The 15,940-nt window shown below is 48.4% G+C and carries 12 protein-coding genes; 3 read left to right on the top strand and 9 right to left on the bottom strand.

Annotation, left to right across the window (positions count from 1 at the left end):
- Nucleotides 1-39: 39 nt before the first annotated feature.
- Both HMPREF9944_RS12995 and HMPREF9944_RS09340 read right to left on the bottom strand, forming a co-directional pair.
- Entirely contained in the window at nucleotides 40-180 is a 141-nt protein-coding gene (locus HMPREF9944_RS12995) for a hypothetical protein (RefSeq protein ID WP_155814659.1), read from the bottom strand.
- 223 nt (nucleotides 181-403) lie between these two features.
- Entirely contained in the window at nucleotides 404-667 is a 264-nt protein-coding gene (locus HMPREF9944_RS09340; RefSeq protein ID WP_044113591.1) for a hypothetical protein, read from the bottom strand.
- Nucleotides 668-751: 84 nt separating this feature from the next.
- Between HMPREF9944_RS09340 and HMPREF9944_RS09335 the strand changes: the two genes are divergently transcribed.
- Together HMPREF9944_RS09335 and HMPREF9944_RS09330 are read left to right on the top strand one after the other, a co-directional pair.
- The gene (locus tag HMPREF9944_RS09335; RefSeq protein ID WP_008565962.1) at nucleotides 752-1,930 is read left to right on the top strand and encodes a phosphoribosylaminoimidazolecarboxamide formyltransferase; all 1,179 of its coding nucleotides are present in this window, start codon (nucleotides 752-754) and stop codon (nucleotides 1,928-1,930) included.
- A 167-nt stretch (nucleotides 1,931-2,097) separates the two neighbouring features.
- A complete protein-coding gene (locus HMPREF9944_RS09330; RefSeq protein ID WP_008565961.1) occupies nucleotides 2,098-2,295 on the top strand; it encodes a hypothetical protein in 198 nt (65 codons plus the stop codon).
- 19 nt (nucleotides 2,296-2,314) lie between these two features.
- Here the strand turns inward: HMPREF9944_RS09330 and HMPREF9944_RS09325 are convergent, their stop codons facing one another.
- The 3 genes from HMPREF9944_RS09325 to HMPREF9944_RS09310 all read right to left on the bottom strand — a co-directional run bounded on the left by HMPREF9944_RS09325 (nucleotide 2,315) and on the right by HMPREF9944_RS09310 (nucleotide 8,656).
- A complete protein-coding gene (locus HMPREF9944_RS09325; protein ID WP_008565960.1) occupies nucleotides 2,315-2,689 on the bottom strand; it encodes a RidA family protein in 375 nt (124 codons plus the stop codon).
- Between the two features lie 5 nt (nucleotides 2,690-2,694).
- Nucleotides 2,695-3,906 carry a threonine ammonia-lyase gene (gene ilvA, locus HMPREF9944_RS09320; protein ID WP_044113590.1) on the bottom strand — a complete coding sequence of 404 codons (1,212 nt, stop codon included), beginning with the start codon at nucleotides 3,904-3,906 and terminating at the stop codon, nucleotides 2,695-2,697.
- Between the two features lie 1,732 nt (nucleotides 3,907-5,638).
- The gene (locus HMPREF9944_RS09310; RefSeq protein WP_008565956.1) at nucleotides 5,639-8,656 is read right to left on the bottom strand and encodes a PEP/pyruvate-binding domain-containing protein; all 3,018 of its coding nucleotides are present in this window, start codon (nucleotides 8,654-8,656) and stop codon (nucleotides 5,639-5,641) included.
- Nucleotides 8,657-8,795: 139 nt separating this feature from the next.
- Between HMPREF9944_RS09310 and HMPREF9944_RS09305 the strand changes: the two genes are divergently transcribed.
- Complete coding sequence (locus HMPREF9944_RS09305) at nucleotides 8,796-9,623, top strand: GSCFA domain-containing protein (protein WP_008565955.1); 828 nt, start codon at nucleotides 8,796-8,798, stop codon at nucleotides 9,621-9,623.
- Nucleotides 9,624-9,804: 181 nt separating this feature from the next.
- Here HMPREF9944_RS09305 and HMPREF9944_RS09300 read toward each other — a convergent pair whose 3' ends face one another.
- The 4 genes from HMPREF9944_RS09300 to HMPREF9944_RS09280 all read right to left on the bottom strand — a co-directional run bounded on the left by HMPREF9944_RS09300 (nucleotide 9,805) and on the right by HMPREF9944_RS09280 (nucleotide 15,845).
- The gene (locus tag HMPREF9944_RS09300; protein ID WP_044113605.1) at nucleotides 9,805-12,318 is read right to left on the bottom strand and encodes a YfhO family protein; all 2,514 of its coding nucleotides are present in this window, start codon (nucleotides 12,316-12,318) and stop codon (nucleotides 9,805-9,807) included.
- Nucleotides 12,319-13,006: 688 nt separating this feature from the next.
- Nucleotides 13,007-13,690, bottom strand: coding sequence for a Crp/Fnr family transcriptional regulator (locus HMPREF9944_RS09290; RefSeq protein ID WP_008565952.1), 684 nt, complete (start codon nucleotides 13,688-13,690; stop codon nucleotides 13,007-13,009).
- A gap of 160 nt (nucleotides 13,691-13,850) precedes the next feature.
- Nucleotides 13,851-14,030, bottom strand: a complete 180-nt coding sequence (locus tag HMPREF9944_RS09285; RefSeq protein ID WP_008565950.1) for a DUF4250 domain-containing protein — start codon at nucleotides 14,028-14,030, stop codon at nucleotides 13,851-13,853.
- Nucleotides 14,031-14,135: 105 nt separating this feature from the next.
- Nucleotides 14,136-15,845, bottom strand: a complete 1,710-nt coding sequence (locus HMPREF9944_RS09280; RefSeq protein ID WP_008565949.1) for a Na/Pi cotransporter family protein — start codon at nucleotides 15,843-15,845, stop codon at nucleotides 14,136-14,138.
- Between the last annotated feature and the right edge of the window lie 95 nt (nucleotides 15,846-15,940).

Here is a 15,940-nt window from a genome sequence, read left to right as displayed (position 1 = left end):
TTACATTCACAACGGAGCGGACGCACGAACCGTGCGTCCCTACATGCTTGTCATGGCCTTATTGATGCGCAAAATGGTTGAGATAACAAGCTGTGCGAATGCATGTAGGGACGCACGGCTCGTGCGTCCGCTCAAAACGCTGCGTGCATTCGCTTCAACAACCATGCTATTTGCTTTCAAATCCCTTGCGCGGACGCACAGACCAATGTATATCGACTTACATTCTCAACGGAGCGGACGCACGAACCGTGCGTCCCTACATGCCTCTTGCTTACAAATCATCTTAATAATAAGACTAATCCTAAAGGTCAAAGTTCAATGTTCAAAGTTCAAAGTCAAGGTCTCTACATGCCTATCATGGGCGTATTGCAATGTTCAAACATCAAAGTTCAAAGTTTAATGCTCATTCCTTCTCGTCCATAAACGTCTCTTTCAGGCTCTTCCAATCCTGAAATCCGGCGAAGAGCGCCAGTCGGTCAAGCATCTCCGTCGATGGTTTTTCGGCCCCGGTGAGGTATCTCCACAATCGTTTCAATGAAGATGGTGCAAGATTGACATGGTGACGGGAGAATAATCCGGATAACCTTTCATAGTCATTCCCTGTCCCTTGCCGCTCACCGACTTTCATTCTGACCTCTTTCAACAGTGCTTCCATTCTCCGCTTCATAACATACTTGGAAATAAAGTTCTTGTGCTGCAAAGGTAATCATTATTTTTTATTACCTTTGCAAAAAGTTCAATTAACTCCAAAATGAAAGAATTCGCTTTGAAATATGGTTGTAATCCCAACCAAAAGCCTTCCAGAATCTATATGGAAGACGGAGAACTCCCACTCGAAGTCATTAACGGCAGACCCGGTTACATCAATTTTCTCGACGCACTCAACAGCTGGCAGCTTGTGAAAGAGCTCAAAGCAGCCACCGGTATGCCTGCCGCAGCGAGCTTCAAGCATGTTTCTCCCGCAGGAGCTGCCATTGGATTGCCACTCAGCGACACGCTGAAAAGGATTTATTTTGTGGACGATGCGCTTCCTCTTTCGCCACTTGCCTGCGCTTATGCCCGTGCCCGCGGTGCAGACCGCATGTGTTCGTATGGCGATTTCGTTGCTTTGAGCGACGTATGTGACGCAGCTACGGCCACATTGATCAGGCGTGAGGTCAGCGATGGCGTGATAGCTCCGGGCTATACTGACGAAGCCATCGCGCTATTGAAAGACAAACGCAAGGGCACTTACAATGTTATTCGGATTGATCCTGACTATATTCCTGCGCCAATAGAGCGTAAACAGGTATTCGGTATCACCTTTGAACAGGGCCGAAATGAGATAAAACTCGACGTTCCTTCACTGTTTGAGCATGTCCCAACCAAGAATAAAGCGTTCACTGATGAGGCCAAACGCGATTTGATTATCGCCCTTATTACGTTGAAATATACGCAAAGTAACTCCGTTTGCTACGTGAAAGAGGGACAAGCTATCGGTATTGGTGCCGGCCAACAAAGCCGTATTCACTGCACACGTCTGGCCGGAAACAAGGCCGATACGTGGTGGCTCAGGCAGTGTCCTAAGGTGATGAACCTGCCTTTCAAGCCCGGAATACGACGTGCCGACCGCGATAATACGATTGATGTCTACATCAGTGAGGAGCATGATGACGTGTTGCGCGACGGTGTATGGCAGCAGTTCTTCACCGAAAAGCCTGCCGTGCTGACGCAAGAAGAGAAGAAAGCGTGGATAGCCCACAACACAAACGTGGCCCTCGGCAGCGATGCTTTCTTCCCATTTGGCGACAATATCGAGCGTGCCCACAAGAGTGGGGTCTGCTATATTGCGCAGGCTGGCGGTTCAATTCGCGATGATAACGTCATCGACACCTGCGATAAGTATGGCATTGCCATGGCTTTCACGGGTATTCGCCTGTTTCATCATTAACTCTATTTACCCTCTTTGGACATTGAACTTTATTATCTTTGGACATTGAACTTTGAAGTTTGAGCTTTATGATTAGTCCATATATTCAATGCAAATCATAAAGTTCAAAGTTCAAACATCAAAATTCACAGTCAAAATTCAATGTTCAAACTTCAAAGAACAGACTCATGTTGGACGATTTTCAGAGCATATTAGAGCAGGGCATCAGCTTCAAAGGAGCGTCAGGACCAAAGAAAGACGACGACAAAGTGAAGACCAAAGCCAAGAAAAAGAAGTATGTTACGGGCGCACATGGCTCAGGAAGCGCCCGTCAAAAGGCCAAATACCGTGAACAACGGAGCAACCGGAAGTCACAAAGAAAATAGACTTCCGGCCTTCTGTCACTTATTTCGCGGCCAACACCTCTACTTCAACGCGCGCACCTTTCGGCAATTCCTTCACAGCTACAGCCGAACGGGCAGGGAAGGGCTGCGAGAAGAAAGTGGCATAGACCTCGTTCATGGCAGCAAAGTCGGCCATGTCGGCCAGATATACCGTGGTTTTGACGACGTGTGCAAGGTCGGTACCGGCTTCTTTCAGTATATTTCCGGCGTTTGTGAGGGCTTGTGCGGTCTGTTCTTTGATACCTCCTTCGACAAAGTTGCCCGTTTTGGGGTCGATAGGTATCTGTCCTGACGCGAAGACAAAACCATTTACTTCGATAGCCTGACTATACGGACCGATAGCGGCAGGCGCATTGTTTGTGTGGATAGCTTTCATACGTTTTATTTTAAGTTGGGATTATTCAATATGGTGATGCCTTTCTCGTCGAGAGCCTTTAGGATTTCGTTGATGTGTGCTTGGTTTTTGGTCTCCATTGTCACGCGCAACATGCAGGCATTCACCTTCTTTCGGTTGGCCGAACGGTCATGATGAACGCCCGTGACATTGGCTCCTGCGCGCGCAATCACTGTGCATACTTCGACAAGCTTGCCCGGTTGGTCATCAAGTTCAAGGTCGAGCGTGCAGAAACGGCCGCTCTTGGCCAGTCCGCGGTTGATAACGCGGTTCAATATCGTTACGTCGATGTTGCCACCGCTGACGATGCACACGGTTTTCCTGCCTTTCACGGGCACTTTGTTGAACATTACGGCGGCCACACTGGCTGCACCTGCGCCCTCGGCCACCATCTTTTCCGACTCAATAAGCTTCAGAATGGCCGCGCATATCTCGTCTTCACTGACGGTGACAAGCCCATCTACATATTCAGCGCAGGCCTCGAACGTCAGCTTTCCCGGCTCCTTCACGGCGATACCGTCAGCAATGGTCGACACACTCGGCAGACATTCAATCGCATGATCATGCAAACTGTTGACCATACTCGGTGCACCTTCGGCCTGAACACCGTAGACTTTCACGCGAGGATTGAGGCTTTTGATGGCAAAAGCGATGCCCGAAATCAGTCCACCGCCGCCCACCGGCACGACAACGGCATCAAGATCGGGCAGCTGCTCAAGGAGTTCGAGCCCGATGGTGCCTTGACCAGCGATGACATTCTCGTCATCGAACGGGTGAACGAAGGTATATCCCCGCTCATCGCGCAGCTGTAGGGCCGTCTGATAGGCGTCGTCATACACGCCGGGCACCAACATGACCTCGGCACCGAGCTTCCGTGTGGCCTCAACCTTACTGATGGGGGCACCCTCGGGCAGGCAAATCAGGCTCTTCACGCCCATGGCTGTGGCGCCCAAGGCCACACCTTGCGCGTGATTGCCTGCAGAACAGGCCACAACGCCCTTGGCTTTCTCCTCGTCGGAGAGCCGGGAAATCTTGAAATATGCCCCACGTAGCTTGAACGATCCTGTCTTTTGCAGGCATTCGGGCTTGAGATAGACGTCTACTTCGGGGTTGATGGTCTTGGCATGAACCAGTTCTGTCTTGCGCAACACAGTGCTCAAGACGTAACGCGCCTTATAAAAATCGTCTAATTGCAACATATCATTGTGCATGAACCAACATTCTCCTGCAAAGTTAACACTATAATTTGGAAAAGTATGAAAGGAAAAAGGAAAAAAAGTGAAAAGGAAAGCGGATAAAAGTAAAAAGGCAAGAAGGCAAAAAAGGCTGCCCTTTCCGTGAAATCCATGGCGATAACTTGGGTGAACGCACACGGGTTATGGAGCGGACGCACGAGCCGTGCGTCCCTACATGCGTTCGAGTAGTTCTCCATCTCAACCATTTTGCACATCAATTTGGCCATGACGGGTATGTAGGGACTTTGACTTTGAACATTGAATTTTGAACATTGACCTTTAGGATTGGCTGACTTTGAACTTTGAACTTTAAACATTGAACTTTGGGATTGGCTATGTCAAAAAATGATTTGCAGGCAAGAGGCATGTAGGGACGCACGGCTCGTGCGTCCGCGCAAGAGGTATTGGAGGCACAATGGATAGTTAATAGAGGAATATTTATTGTTGTTTTTGACTCACGCAATAAACAAAAAAGGCAAACAAGAGCGTTTTGAGCAACAAACCGCATCGCGGTTTCGTTGTTTATGTAGCAAATGTGATGCCACACTACGCCGTCAGTAGCAACAAACCGCATCGCGGTTTCGTTGTTTACAGGGCAGGGTAGCCTCACTACGCTCGGCTACCCTGTCTGCGGAATGCACACGGAAGCAACGCCAAAAGATGTGAAGCCCACCCCTTCCCTCCCAAAGGGAGGGTGAATGAGCTTGCAAACAGATTGGACTCCCCTCCTTTGGAGGGGTTGGGGGAGGCTTAAACGCAACACCGATGGCGTTGCTTTCGCATCACTCGCCCTGTGACAGTGTTGGCGTTGCACGCCAACACTGCCCTATAAACAACGAAACCGCGATGCGGTTTTAATTTGGTTCATTGGTGAAATCGGCACATAGGAATGGCGTAAACAACGAAACCGCGATGTGATTTTTAGGTGCGTGCCGCTTGTTCTCCTACTTTAGGGCACCTATTTGAGTGAAATTGAGGGTATATATGTATGGTTGTTGAAGCGAATGCACGCAGCGTTTTGAGCGGACGCACGGGCCGTGCGTCCCTACATGCCTCTTACTTACAAATCATCTTCATAATAAGACTAATCCTAAAGGTCAAAGTTCAATGTTCAAAGGTCAAAGTCAAGGTCCCTACATGCGTTCGGGTAACCCGTCAAGTCAGCCACATTGATAACCAACGACTTACACCTTGCGTTTCAATCACAGCCATTTCGCACGATAATCTCACCCATTTTATCGCGCAATATGGCTCATTTTGCACGCTAAAATGGCTGAGATTGCACGGTAATATGGAGCATATTGCAAAACAATGTTATGGAGACGGAGATGTATTCGTTATCGATGGAGCCCTCGGCCCTTTGATTTTGCTTCACAACAGGACACAAAAAAAGGAGTACCGCCGTACTCCAACCTTGTTAACCTTAAATCTAATACTATGAAAAACACAGTGCAAAGATAGACAGAATGAGCGGAGTTACCAAACAAAATGGGCGATATGGTGTTGCTTTTACAATTTATTAAGCCTTCAAAGGGTGTTTTTTAACAATTAAAACAATAGACATAAAAAAAGGAGTACCGCTGTACTCCAACCTTTGTTAACCTTAAATCTAATACCATGAAAAACACGTTGCAAAGATAAAGCATTTATCTATATCCTGCAAATAATTCGAATTGTTTTTCAATTTGGGTGCGATTTATTGATTTAAGTCAATTAATCCCTCTTGTTTCTTGCCATCTATCATGATTTTTAACGGCCTTTCAAAGTGCACATGACGCACATATTGCGTCTCTTCCACGGCCGGCATGGCGTCTAAGATGTCCTTTTTGACGAAGCCGCCCGAGCCCGACGAGCAGTCGATCGTGAAGTAACCGACACCGAGCGAGGTGAGGTTTTGGAAGAAATGTGTGCCTTGTGAGGGGTCTACATGATAGTTTTCGAGTGCCACCTCCACGATGATTCGGGCGGCAGAGATGTGCGACCACTTCACCGGCACGCCCAAATAATGGTCGCTACTGCCCCATCTTCCGGGACCGATGAGCACATAATTGCGCCCTTCGGCAAGAAACTTGCGATTGATTCGCTCTATATCATCGGCCACATTATAGTTGTTCATGGCCGAGAAATCATGGCCATATTTCACGTAAACCACATCATTGACCTCGGAAATGCCGTGCCCGAGCGCGTTGTGCGAGCGCAACAGGCAGGCCTCATCGGGCACTTTCGCGAGGTCTTCGTCAAGCATTTGCTTGGCATCTACTATCGGACGGACTTGTAAGAGATAGAGTTCTCCGCTGCGATCGTCGTTGATGTTGCAGGCAAACTCAACCTCAATGGGTCGCTTCATGGCCTCTGCACCGTGCTTCATGACCATTTGTAACAGTTCGGGAAGGGGGAAAACGCCTTGCTGGAGCACGCCCGCAAACGAGATAATCTTGCGTCCGCCGTCGTAAAAACCATCGTAAATCACTTGGTCAGTGGGGTCGAATGTCGAACAAATATAACGGATTGCGCCGTCCTTTTCGGCCTCCTTGACTTTTAACTTCAGGATATTAAAACCGTCATCCACCTTAAAATCCTTGCCCGTATGCTTCATGTCGAGGGCATAGAACAGTGTCTGTGTCTCGCGAAGTGCCGTCTCCAACTCGCTGGTTTGCAGCACTTGGTCGGGATGGAAAGGCGAAACACGCAACGTTTGTCCGCCATCTACGATGTATTTTCCTAAGCCTAAAGCCAATGAAGCAATGCCTTCTTCGGCCGTTTCGTCGCCAATCGGATAGTAATTCAGCGAGCGAAGCACTCCGCTAAAGGTTGGATAAAAGCGGTCATCATACTGCTTTCCAACCACTTCTTGCAGGATAACGGCCATCTTTTCCTGGTCTATGACGTTGCTGGTTGCCATCATATAGGCCTTTGAATCACGGTAATAGACCGACGCATACACGCTTTTGATGGCGCAAGCCAGCATCTCCAACATTTGATAACGGTCGTCCAAGCAAGGTATCATGTACGTGCTATAGATGCCGGCAAAGGGCTGATAGTGACTGTCTTCAAGCAAACTCGACGACCGAATGGCTATCGGCGTCTTCGTGGCTTCGAAGAATGTGAAGAAATCGTCAATGAGACTGTCGGGCAATTGCGCCTGAAGAAAGTGCCGAAGGATATCTTCATCGCTCGCATCGCTCAGGGCAATGGGATACAGATTGTTCTGTTCCATGAACTGATCGAACAGGTCTGTGCAAAGAATGAGCGTCTTTGGGATTTGCACTTTCGCCCCTTCAAGTCGGTTGAACTCGGGATGTCGCTTGATGATATTGTCCAAAAAGGCCAGCCCCCGCCCCTTTCCTCCGAGCGAACCCTCGCCAATTCGGGCGAAATGCGCATAGCGGTCGAACTTCAATCTGTCGAATATAGCCACCACACCTACGTTCTTCATGCGTCGATATTGGACGATAGCATCGAAGATAATCTGCCGATGTGCATCGACATCTTGCAGCTTATGCCACGTAATTCCACGTAAGAATTGAGACACAGGGAATATAGCTCGCGCGCTTAACCAGCGGCTCATGTGGTTCCGGGAGATGTGGTAAAGCATCGAATCATTGGGGATTTTGAAGATATTATCCTGTAAATCCTTGAGTGATTTGATGCGAATAAGCTCCTGATGTGAGGCAGGATCGCGGAAGATAAAGTCGCCGAAGCCCATGTGTTCCTCCATGATGCGGCGCAGATCACGGCTCATTTGCTTTGAATTCTTGTCCACAAAGCGGAACCCTTCGGCCTCGGCTTTCGCGCGGTTGCTGCTTTCCGAGCTCTCCATGATCAGGGGAACATATTCGTCTTTGGCCCGAATGGCCCGCAAAAGTTTCAGTCCTGCCTCGGGATCTTTATAGACCGCAGAGTCGCGAAGCGGTGAGGGAAGGAGCAAATTCTCGTCGGGTGAGACCTCTTTCATGGGGAAACGGGCATCGCAGATGACCCCTAAACAGTTGTCAGCATACCTATTATAAATGCTCATGGCCTCTTCGTAAGTTCGCGCAAGCACCACTTTAGGCCTGCCACGCATGCGCAAAGTGGCTTGATGTTTGTTCAAAGCTTCGGTGGAAAACCGCTTACTTTGTGCGAGAATATAGCTGTAGAGGTTGGGCAAGATGGACGAATAAAAGCGGATACTGTCCTCAACCAACAAGATCATTTGCACGCCGGTGGCCTTGATATCCTGCTCGATATTCATCTTATCTTCAATGAGTTTGATGATCGAAAGGATAAGATTCGTGTTGCCTAACCAGCAGAACACGTAGTCAAAGATACGCAAATCCTCGTTCTGCATGCGCTTGGTTATGCCGTGAGAAAAGGGAGTCAGCACCACACAAGGAATGCTTTTGAAAGCCTTTTTGATATGACGTGCCACGCTGAAAGCATCGTTATCAGCCGTTCCGGGCATACAAATAACAAGGTCGATATTGGTGGTATGGAGCACACGTGTGGCCTCTTCGGTCGTCGATACCTGCGTGAACATGGGCGGATAGCGCAGCCCTAACTCTACATATTCATTGTAAATCTTCTCCTCAATGCGTCCGTCATCCTCCAACATAAAGGCATCATAGGGGTTAGCCACAATCAAAACGTTGTAGATTCGCCGCATCATCAGGTTGGCAAACGTGACATCACGCAGATAGAACCGGCTGAACTCTTCGGGGATTTTCTGCTCCATGGTCAACATGTTTCGTTATCTGACACAAAATTAATACTTTAATTCTATTATCAAAGCAAATCTGACAACTATTAACGCTTGCCACCCTGCACCTTGATTTTTTATTGTTAACTTTGCAAACAAACAAACGGTATCGGCTATGGAACTCAGAACTAAGGTGGATATTGCCCCATCTTCATGGCAAATTCAGCCCGGAACACGAGTGCTTTTCGTGGGTTCTTGCTTCGCAGAAAGCATCGGAAGCAAGTTCAAAGAGGAGCAATTCCCGGTGGTTATCAATCCTTATGGCGTGATGTATAACCCGGCAAGCATACTGCACACGGTCGAACGACATTGCAATGACAGCGACTTCGTGCCCGACGTCGCCATTCTTACGCTCGGCACGAACCATGTTTACGTGCTGAAAGAGACGGGAGAAATCGTCGATAACTGCCAAAAACGACCGCAATCGCTATTTGATGAGCAGGAACTGAACGTCAATGCGTGTTACGATTACCTGCGAGAAGCGGTCATGCGCTTGATGTCTCGCAACAAGAATATCCATGTTGTGGTCACCGTCAGCCCTATTCGCTATCGCAAATACGGCTATCACGGCAGCCAACTCAGTAAGGCCACTCTCTTATTGGCAGCCGAGAAACTGGCCAAAGAAGTGCATATCGACTACTTTCCGGCCTACGAAATCATGAATGATGAGCTTCGTGACTATCGTTTTTACAAGGAAGACATGCTTCATCCCACCCATCAAGCGGTGGAATATATATGGGAACGCTTCGCAAAAACCTACTTTTCAAATGATGTTTTTACGATGATGAGCGAGTGGAAACCTATTAAAGAAGCACTCAACCACCGGCCTTTTGATTCCGAAAGTGAGGAATATAAGGCATTTATCAATAAAGCAAGAGAAGCAAAAGAGGCATTTATAAAGAAATACAAAGCCTCACCCCCGGCCCCTCTCCCAAGGGAATAAAGGAAGAAAAGCCTCACCCCCAGCCCCTCTCCCAAGGAGAGGGGAGTAGAATGTCTTAGCGCTTGCATTGCAAAATACGCTATAAGAAAACATATTACTCCCCTCCCTCTTCGGGGAGGGGCTGGGGGTGGGGCCTTCCTTCCTTTATCTTCTTGGGTGAGGGGGCTGGTGGAGGGGTCGCTTACTCCTTTTTCTCTTTAAGGATGGACTGGTGGTTGGGCCGTTTTTTCTTATAAAACACCGCGAGAAGCACAACCAACAGTAGCACACCATAGGAAAGATAAGCTACTGTTTCGGTCTGTTTGACACTCTTCGGGTCGAAAGTCAGCACCACGGTATGATGTCCTTTATCGACCTGAAGCGCCCGAAGCACATAGTTCACGCGGCCCAATTCTGCCGCTTTCCCATCGACTGTGGCCGTCCATTCGGGGTAGAATATCTCGGAAAAGACCACGATACCGCCCGTTGCACTGCGCACATCATACGTCAGTTGGTTAGGCTCGTAGGCCGTGAGCCTGACTATCGACGTGCTATCTTGTACTTTTGCCTCGCCAAGCTGACTGCGGAAGCGTGCATCGGCCACCGCTTCATGGCGCAAATCAAGCGTTCCAAGCTTATCGAGTTCCGCATTTGCATTGCCAACGTAAGCGATTTTATCCACGAACCATGCGTTCCCATAGACGTAAGGATTGCGGATTGGCACCGTTTGTTCGCCCTGCAAAGGCACAATAAAGTATTTGGCATTGAGCATATTCAGCACAGGGAAGATGCTGTCGCCATTGACTTTGGTCATGTCTCCGCCTGCTTTTGCAATGGCAGACATCGTCTTTTGCATTTCAGGACTGATGTAAGCATCAATCAATTCTTGGTATCTTCTGAGCTTAGCTGCATGATATCCGCCGATACTTTTATGGTAATAAGAGGTCTCGTTCTCGTTGAATGTGTTGCTTGCAAGGTTCAAAACGCGATAATCCAAGGCTTTGTCTTGCAGGATTTGTCGGTCGGTTTGCGTCATCGGTTGGGCCTGCTCGCGAACGCTTTTCTCCACAAACATGCCGTCATTCAAGTAGCGTTTGTTCACTTGCCACATGTCGATGAGGCACAAAACGGCTATCGCTCCCACCATATACACGGCTTTCAATTTCTTGAACCGATAGAGGAAGAGGAACAATGTGCCGATGGTAATCAACCAAAACGACCGCCAACAATCGGCCGTAAAGATGCTTTCGCGGACGCTTCTTAGGTTAGATTGCAACGCAGGAAGATAGTCTGCAGGGATTGATTTCATGGCTTCAAGCTCCGAACTCGATATGAAGTCAGAGAAGAAAAGCGTAGGCATGAGGGCGAAAAGTAAGGCGATGCCGGCCGTAAGACCAAAGCTGACATAGACGAACTTCACCTTTTTTGTCAGCAAATCTGGCTCATCTACGATCTTCTTCAGCGCCATCATGGCCAGCAAAGGTATCGTAAATTCGGCGATAACAAGAATAGATGCCACCGTTCGGAACTTGCTATACATCGGTATATAGTCTAAGAAGAAGTCGGTAAATGGCATAAAATTGCGGCCCCAAGAGAGCAGAATGCTCAACACGGTGGCTGCCAACAGCGCCCATTTCATCGGTCCTTTCACGATGAACAGACCCAGAATGAAGAGCATCAGCACAAAGGCGCCCACATAAACAGGGCCGCTTGTGCCCGGTTGTTCGCCCCAATACTGTCCCAACTGCTGATAGATTTGCATGAAATTCGGGTCGGCTTTCTCCATCGCCTTGGCGTTTGCGGCCAGCGGAACCGATGCCCCGCCCTTGGTATTCGGCACAAGCAACGTCCAAGTCTCGCCCACACCGTAGCTCCATTGCGTGATGTAATCGCGGTCAAGTCCGCTGTTTGTCTGGTTGGCAGCGTTCTTTTTAACCAGTTCGCTCTTGCCTCTCATGCTCTCTTGTGCGTATTGCCACGTGTGATAAAGGTTGGAAATGTTCAGCAAAATGCCTATCAATGCCCCCGCAGCACATACGCCCGTGGCCTTCATAAAGTGCATGATGCGCTTCGTTCTGACCGCTTCAACAAGGTAAGCTATCATCATGAAGAGGATAATGAACAGATAATAATAAGTCATCTGCACGTGGTTGGCGTCCACTTCAAAGGCAGCGAAGATTGCAGTAACAATGAAACCCCACAGATATTTGCCCCGATAAGCGAGCACAATGCCCGCAATCATCGGTGGAAGATAGGCCAAAGCCATGACCTTCCAGATGTGTCCGGCGGCAATGATGATGAAGAAATACGATGAAAAAGCCCAGACAATGGCGCCCAAAGCAGCCAATGATTGCCTGAAATCAAAGGCTCTTAGCAGGATATAAAAGCCCAAAAGGTAGGCGAAAACATACCAAACATTCTCGGGAAGCCACAGGTGATAGGCCTTCACGGCTTGGTTCAGAACGCTCACACTCTGGTAAGATGGCGCCGTTTGATAGGTGGGCATGCCGCTGAAAGTGGCGTTTGTCCAACGCGAAACCTTACCGGTTCGTTCGTGATATTCGGCCGTTTCCTGTCCAGCTCCACGGCCTGCAGACGAGTCATGTCGGTAGAGTATGCGCCCATCCAAGTCGGCCGGGAAGAAATAAGCAAAGGAAATCACTGCAAAAAGAAGCACGACCAGCACGTCGGGCAGATATTTCTTCAAAGTTTCCATGATGATGTTGATGTCGTTTATTACGTGCAAAGATAAAGCTTTTTAATGATATTCCATGCAAATCTCGCCAATATCGTGCAGGCGGTCGGCAAATCGGGCCCCTCCGATCCGGTTTTCAGTTGTCAACTGTCAACCGAAACGTTACGCGGACGCACGGGCCGTGCGTCCCTACATGCGTTTCATCGTTTTTCAATCTCACCCATATTGCGCGGTGAAATGAGCCATATTGCGCGGTAAAATGGATAAGATTATCGTGCAAAATGGCTGTGATTGGAACGCAAGGTGTAAGTCGTTGGTAATCAACACGCTTGACATGACAAGTTGCGCGAGTGCATGTAGGGACGCACGGCTCGTGCGTCCGCTCAAAACGCTGCGTGCATTCGTTTCAACAACCATGCTATTTGATTTTCATTCTCCTTGCGCGGACGCACGAACCGTGCGTCCCTACATGCCTCTTGCCTGCAAATCATTTTTTGACATAGCCAATCTCAAAGTTCAATGTTCAAAGTTCAAACTTCAAAGCCAGCCTATCCCAAAGGTCAATGTCCAAAATTCAATGTTCAAAGTCAGCTAATCATAAAGGTCAATGTTCAAAATTCAATGTTCAAAGTCAAAGTCCCTATATGCCTGTCATGGCCTTATTGATGCATAAAATGGTTGGAGGGACGGACTATACGGCCGCATTTATTCAGCCTTTCACGATTTTTTGCAGGCCGGGAACATCAATAAGGACTATTTCTTTCTCGCGAACGAAAATCAAATTGTCGCGTTCCAGTTCGTTAAGCGTGCGTATCAAAGAACTCTTCTGAATGGCAAACACATCGGCAAGTTGCTTTCTTGACAAATGAAGTACGACCGAACGGCTATGCACACTCCGCACCCTTCGAAGCAGAAAAGCGGCAATTTTCTCTTTGACGGAGGCCGTATGCAGCATTCGTATCTTGTTCATCAGAAAGAAATTGATATGCGACAGAATGTCAAGGAAGTTGGCTCTGACCTGCTCGTTGCGCCCGATCAGCATGGAAAAATGGCTTTTCGACATGCTGAAAAACACGCTTTCTTCGACGGCTTCCACTTCGACAGGCATGCGGTTGTCGTCAGAAAACACGAAAGCTGGGGCCAAGATGGTACCCGGTTTCAGCAGGTCGACCATCAGACACTTGCCTTTTGGCGTGGTCATCTTGGCAGAGACCCGCCCTTCGAGCACCATGACCATCTCGCGAAGCGGCTCGTTTGCTGACAGGAAAACGGTCTTGGCAGGCACTTTCCTGATGCTGTAGGGCAGCTTTTCCAACTGACGTTCGATGGCGTTTGCCGTCAAACCAGCGAAAAGTGCAGTTGTTTCGAGTTGCGAGAAGATTGTTTTTTCCATGTATATCGCGCGCTTTCGATTGCAAATATACGTACTTTCGAGCAACTGCGATATACCTATTTCTATGTATTTTCAGCCCTTTCGCAGGACAGGCGGGCCTTTTCGGGGGTGTGGGGACGCACGGTTTGTGCGTCGGCTCAATGTTTATCCGTGTTCAGGTCTACCAGAATTTCTTGTGTGCCTTGTCGTATTTGAAGCCGGCAGCAGCCAGTTTCTTCTCCAGTTCTGCGCGGTCGATGTTCATATCGTCGCACAGTTCGTCGAGTGAATGGTAGTTGTCGCGCAGCAACGTGTTGACGGCACTGAACAGCATCATGGGGTCGTTGGGTAGTTTATCCATTTCTAAAAGTTATTCGTCATGTAGGTTTCCATCTACAAAAGTGACATGAAGAGCCGAACGGCAGGCATTCAGCATTCAAAATGACGGCCGCAATCCACAAAGGCCTTACACTTCGTGCTGCTTCACGTTCATTCTGGCCTCTACGACATTGACGACATAGTCGCCGAGTCGCTCACATTCCTGAATAATATCCATGTACATCGTACCGATGGTATAGGTGTAGGTATGTGAATTCACGTCATTGATGTTCTGTGTTCTCAGTTGATTGCGGTAGTTGTTGATTTCGTTTTCGATGTTGAACGAGCGGTTCACGTCGATAACTTCACGGCTATGGCTGAACATATAGTTCATTTGTTCGAGCGCACTGTTGGTGAGTTCGAACATCTGATGCATGTGTTCGTATTGCTGTTCGGTGAAGTCTTCCTTGCCAGAGAACCGCCGGTTGATGGTACGGGCCATGTTGAAGCAACTGTCGCCGATGCTTTCTATCTCGCTGATTTCGCGGAGCATGGCACGAATCTTGGCCTTAGTCTCATCGCTCAGATGCGAATCACTGACCTCGTTGAGGTAGTTTGCGATTTCAATCTCCATGTTGTCGCTGATGCCCTCATACTTTTCGATGCGGTTATACGTCTTCAGGAACGCCTTTTCTTCCTTCTCCATGAGCAGACTGCGCACCATTCCGAACATTCGTTGTATGCGTTCTGCGAAGCTGGATATCTCTTTTTGCGCTTCAAGCACGGAGAGTTCGGGGGTCTTCATGATACCGGTCTGAATGAAATGCAGGCGGAATTCGTCTTCATCGGCCTGTTTTTTGGGTTTGATGACATAGCATACTATCTTTTCAATCTGCTTGATGAAACCCACCAAAACTGCCGTGTTCAAGACGTTGAATGTCGTATGGAACGTCGCTAACACAAAGCTCAATTTAGCCGTATTGGCTAAAAAAGCAGGGTTGTCCTTGGTCATAAACTCGTCAAAACCAACGAAACCGCAAACCATATTGACAAAGGGTTTGAAGATAATCAGCACCCAAACGACACCGAACACATTGAAGAACATGTGGGCAAAGGCTGCCCTTCGGGCCTGAGTGTTGGCTGTCAAGGCGGCAATATTCGACGTAACGGTTGTTCCGATGTTCTCTCCCATCACCAAAGCGATGCCTTGATAGATGGGCAAAACGCCGTTTGAACAAAGTATCATCGTTATGGCCATGATGGCAGCCGAGCTTTGAACGCACATCGTAAGAATGCTTCCGATGATCAAAAACACCAAGGTTGTGACGAAACTGTCGGGATCAAAGGAGGAAAAAAAGTCGAGAACGGGTTGGTTATGCGCCAAGTCCATGTCGATGCCTGCCTGCCGAAGCGTTCCCAAACCAAGGAACATGAAAGAGACACCAAAGATGAAATCGCCGATGATTTTGCGCTTTTTGGAATAGATAAGAATGATGGCAAAGAAGAAAGCCGGCCAAACAAAGTCGGTGATATTGAAGGAAAAGCCGGCACTCATAATCCATGCTGTAAGCGTGGTTCCGATGTTTGCGCCCATGATTACAGAGATAGCCTGTGCCAAAGTGAGCAATCCTGCGTTGACAAACGACACAGTCATCACCGTTGTTGCAGTGGAACTCTGCACCGCTGCCGTGATGAATGTACCCGTAAGAATGCCTGTGAAGCGGTTGGTTGTCATTGCTCCGAGCACGTGGCGCAGCTGAGGTCCGGCCATTTTCTGCAGACTGTCGCTCATTGATTTCATACCGAACATCAGCAATGCAAGTGCACCTATGAGCTTAAAAATAATCCAAATCGACATATTTTCACTGAATTTGTAAGGTCAGAATGTTGTAAAAGTACAAAATTTTTCATACCTTTGAACGGCTTGATGCGCATCACTGCCACGCAAGCCAT

The sequence above is a fragment of the Segatella maculosa OT 289 genome (assembly GCF_000243015.1).
GTDB classification, from domain to species: Bacteria; Bacteroidota; Bacteroidia; order Bacteroidales; family Bacteroidaceae; genus Prevotella; species Prevotella maculosa.
Note: the sequence above shows the minus strand (reverse complement) of the source record. Positions and strands in the feature narration are given on the sequence as shown.

Excerpts from the sequence above, each read along its gene's own strand:
- ilvA (WP_044113590.1), bottom strand. The coding sequence starts at position 3,906 with ATGTTGCAATTAGACGATTTTTATAAGGCGCGTTACGTCTTGAGCACT.
- HMPREF9944_RS09330 (WP_008565961.1), top strand. The coding sequence starts at position 2,098 with ATGTTGGACGATTTTCAGAGCATATTAGAGCAGGGCATCAGCTTCAAA.
- HMPREF9944_RS09325 (WP_008565960.1), bottom strand. The coding sequence starts at position 2,689 with ATGAAAGCTATCCACACAAACAATGCGCCTGCCGCTATCGGTCCGTAT.
- HMPREF9944_RS09300 (WP_044113605.1), bottom strand. The coding sequence starts at position 12,318 with ATGGAAACTTTGAAGAAATATCTGCCCGACGTGCTGGTCGTGCTTCTT.
- HMPREF9944_RS09290 (WP_008565952.1), bottom strand. The coding sequence starts at position 13,690 with ATGGAAAAAACAATCTTCTCGCAACTCGAAACAACTGCACTTTTCGCT.
- HMPREF9944_RS09280 (WP_008565949.1), bottom strand. The coding sequence starts at position 15,845 with ATGTCGATTTGGATTATTTTTAAGCTCATAGGTGCACTTGCATTGCTG.
- HMPREF9944_RS09305 (WP_008565955.1), top strand. The coding sequence starts at position 8,796 with ATGGAACTCAGAACTAAGGTGGATATTGCCCCATCTTCATGGCAAATT.
- HMPREF9944_RS09285 (WP_008565950.1), bottom strand. The coding sequence starts at position 14,030 with ATGGATAAACTACCCAACGACCCCATGATGCTGTTCAGTGCCGTCAAC.
- HMPREF9944_RS09310 (WP_008565956.1), bottom strand. The coding sequence starts at position 8,656 with ATGGAGCAGAAAATCCCCGAAGAGTTCAGCCGGTTCTATCTGCGTGAT.
- HMPREF9944_RS09335 (WP_008565962.1), top strand. The coding sequence starts at position 752 with ATGAAAGAATTCGCTTTGAAATATGGTTGTAATCCCAACCAAAAGCCT.
- HMPREF9944_RS09340 (WP_044113591.1), bottom strand. The coding sequence starts at position 667 with ATGAAGCGGAGAATGGAAGCACTGTTGAAAGAGGTCAGAATGAAAGTC.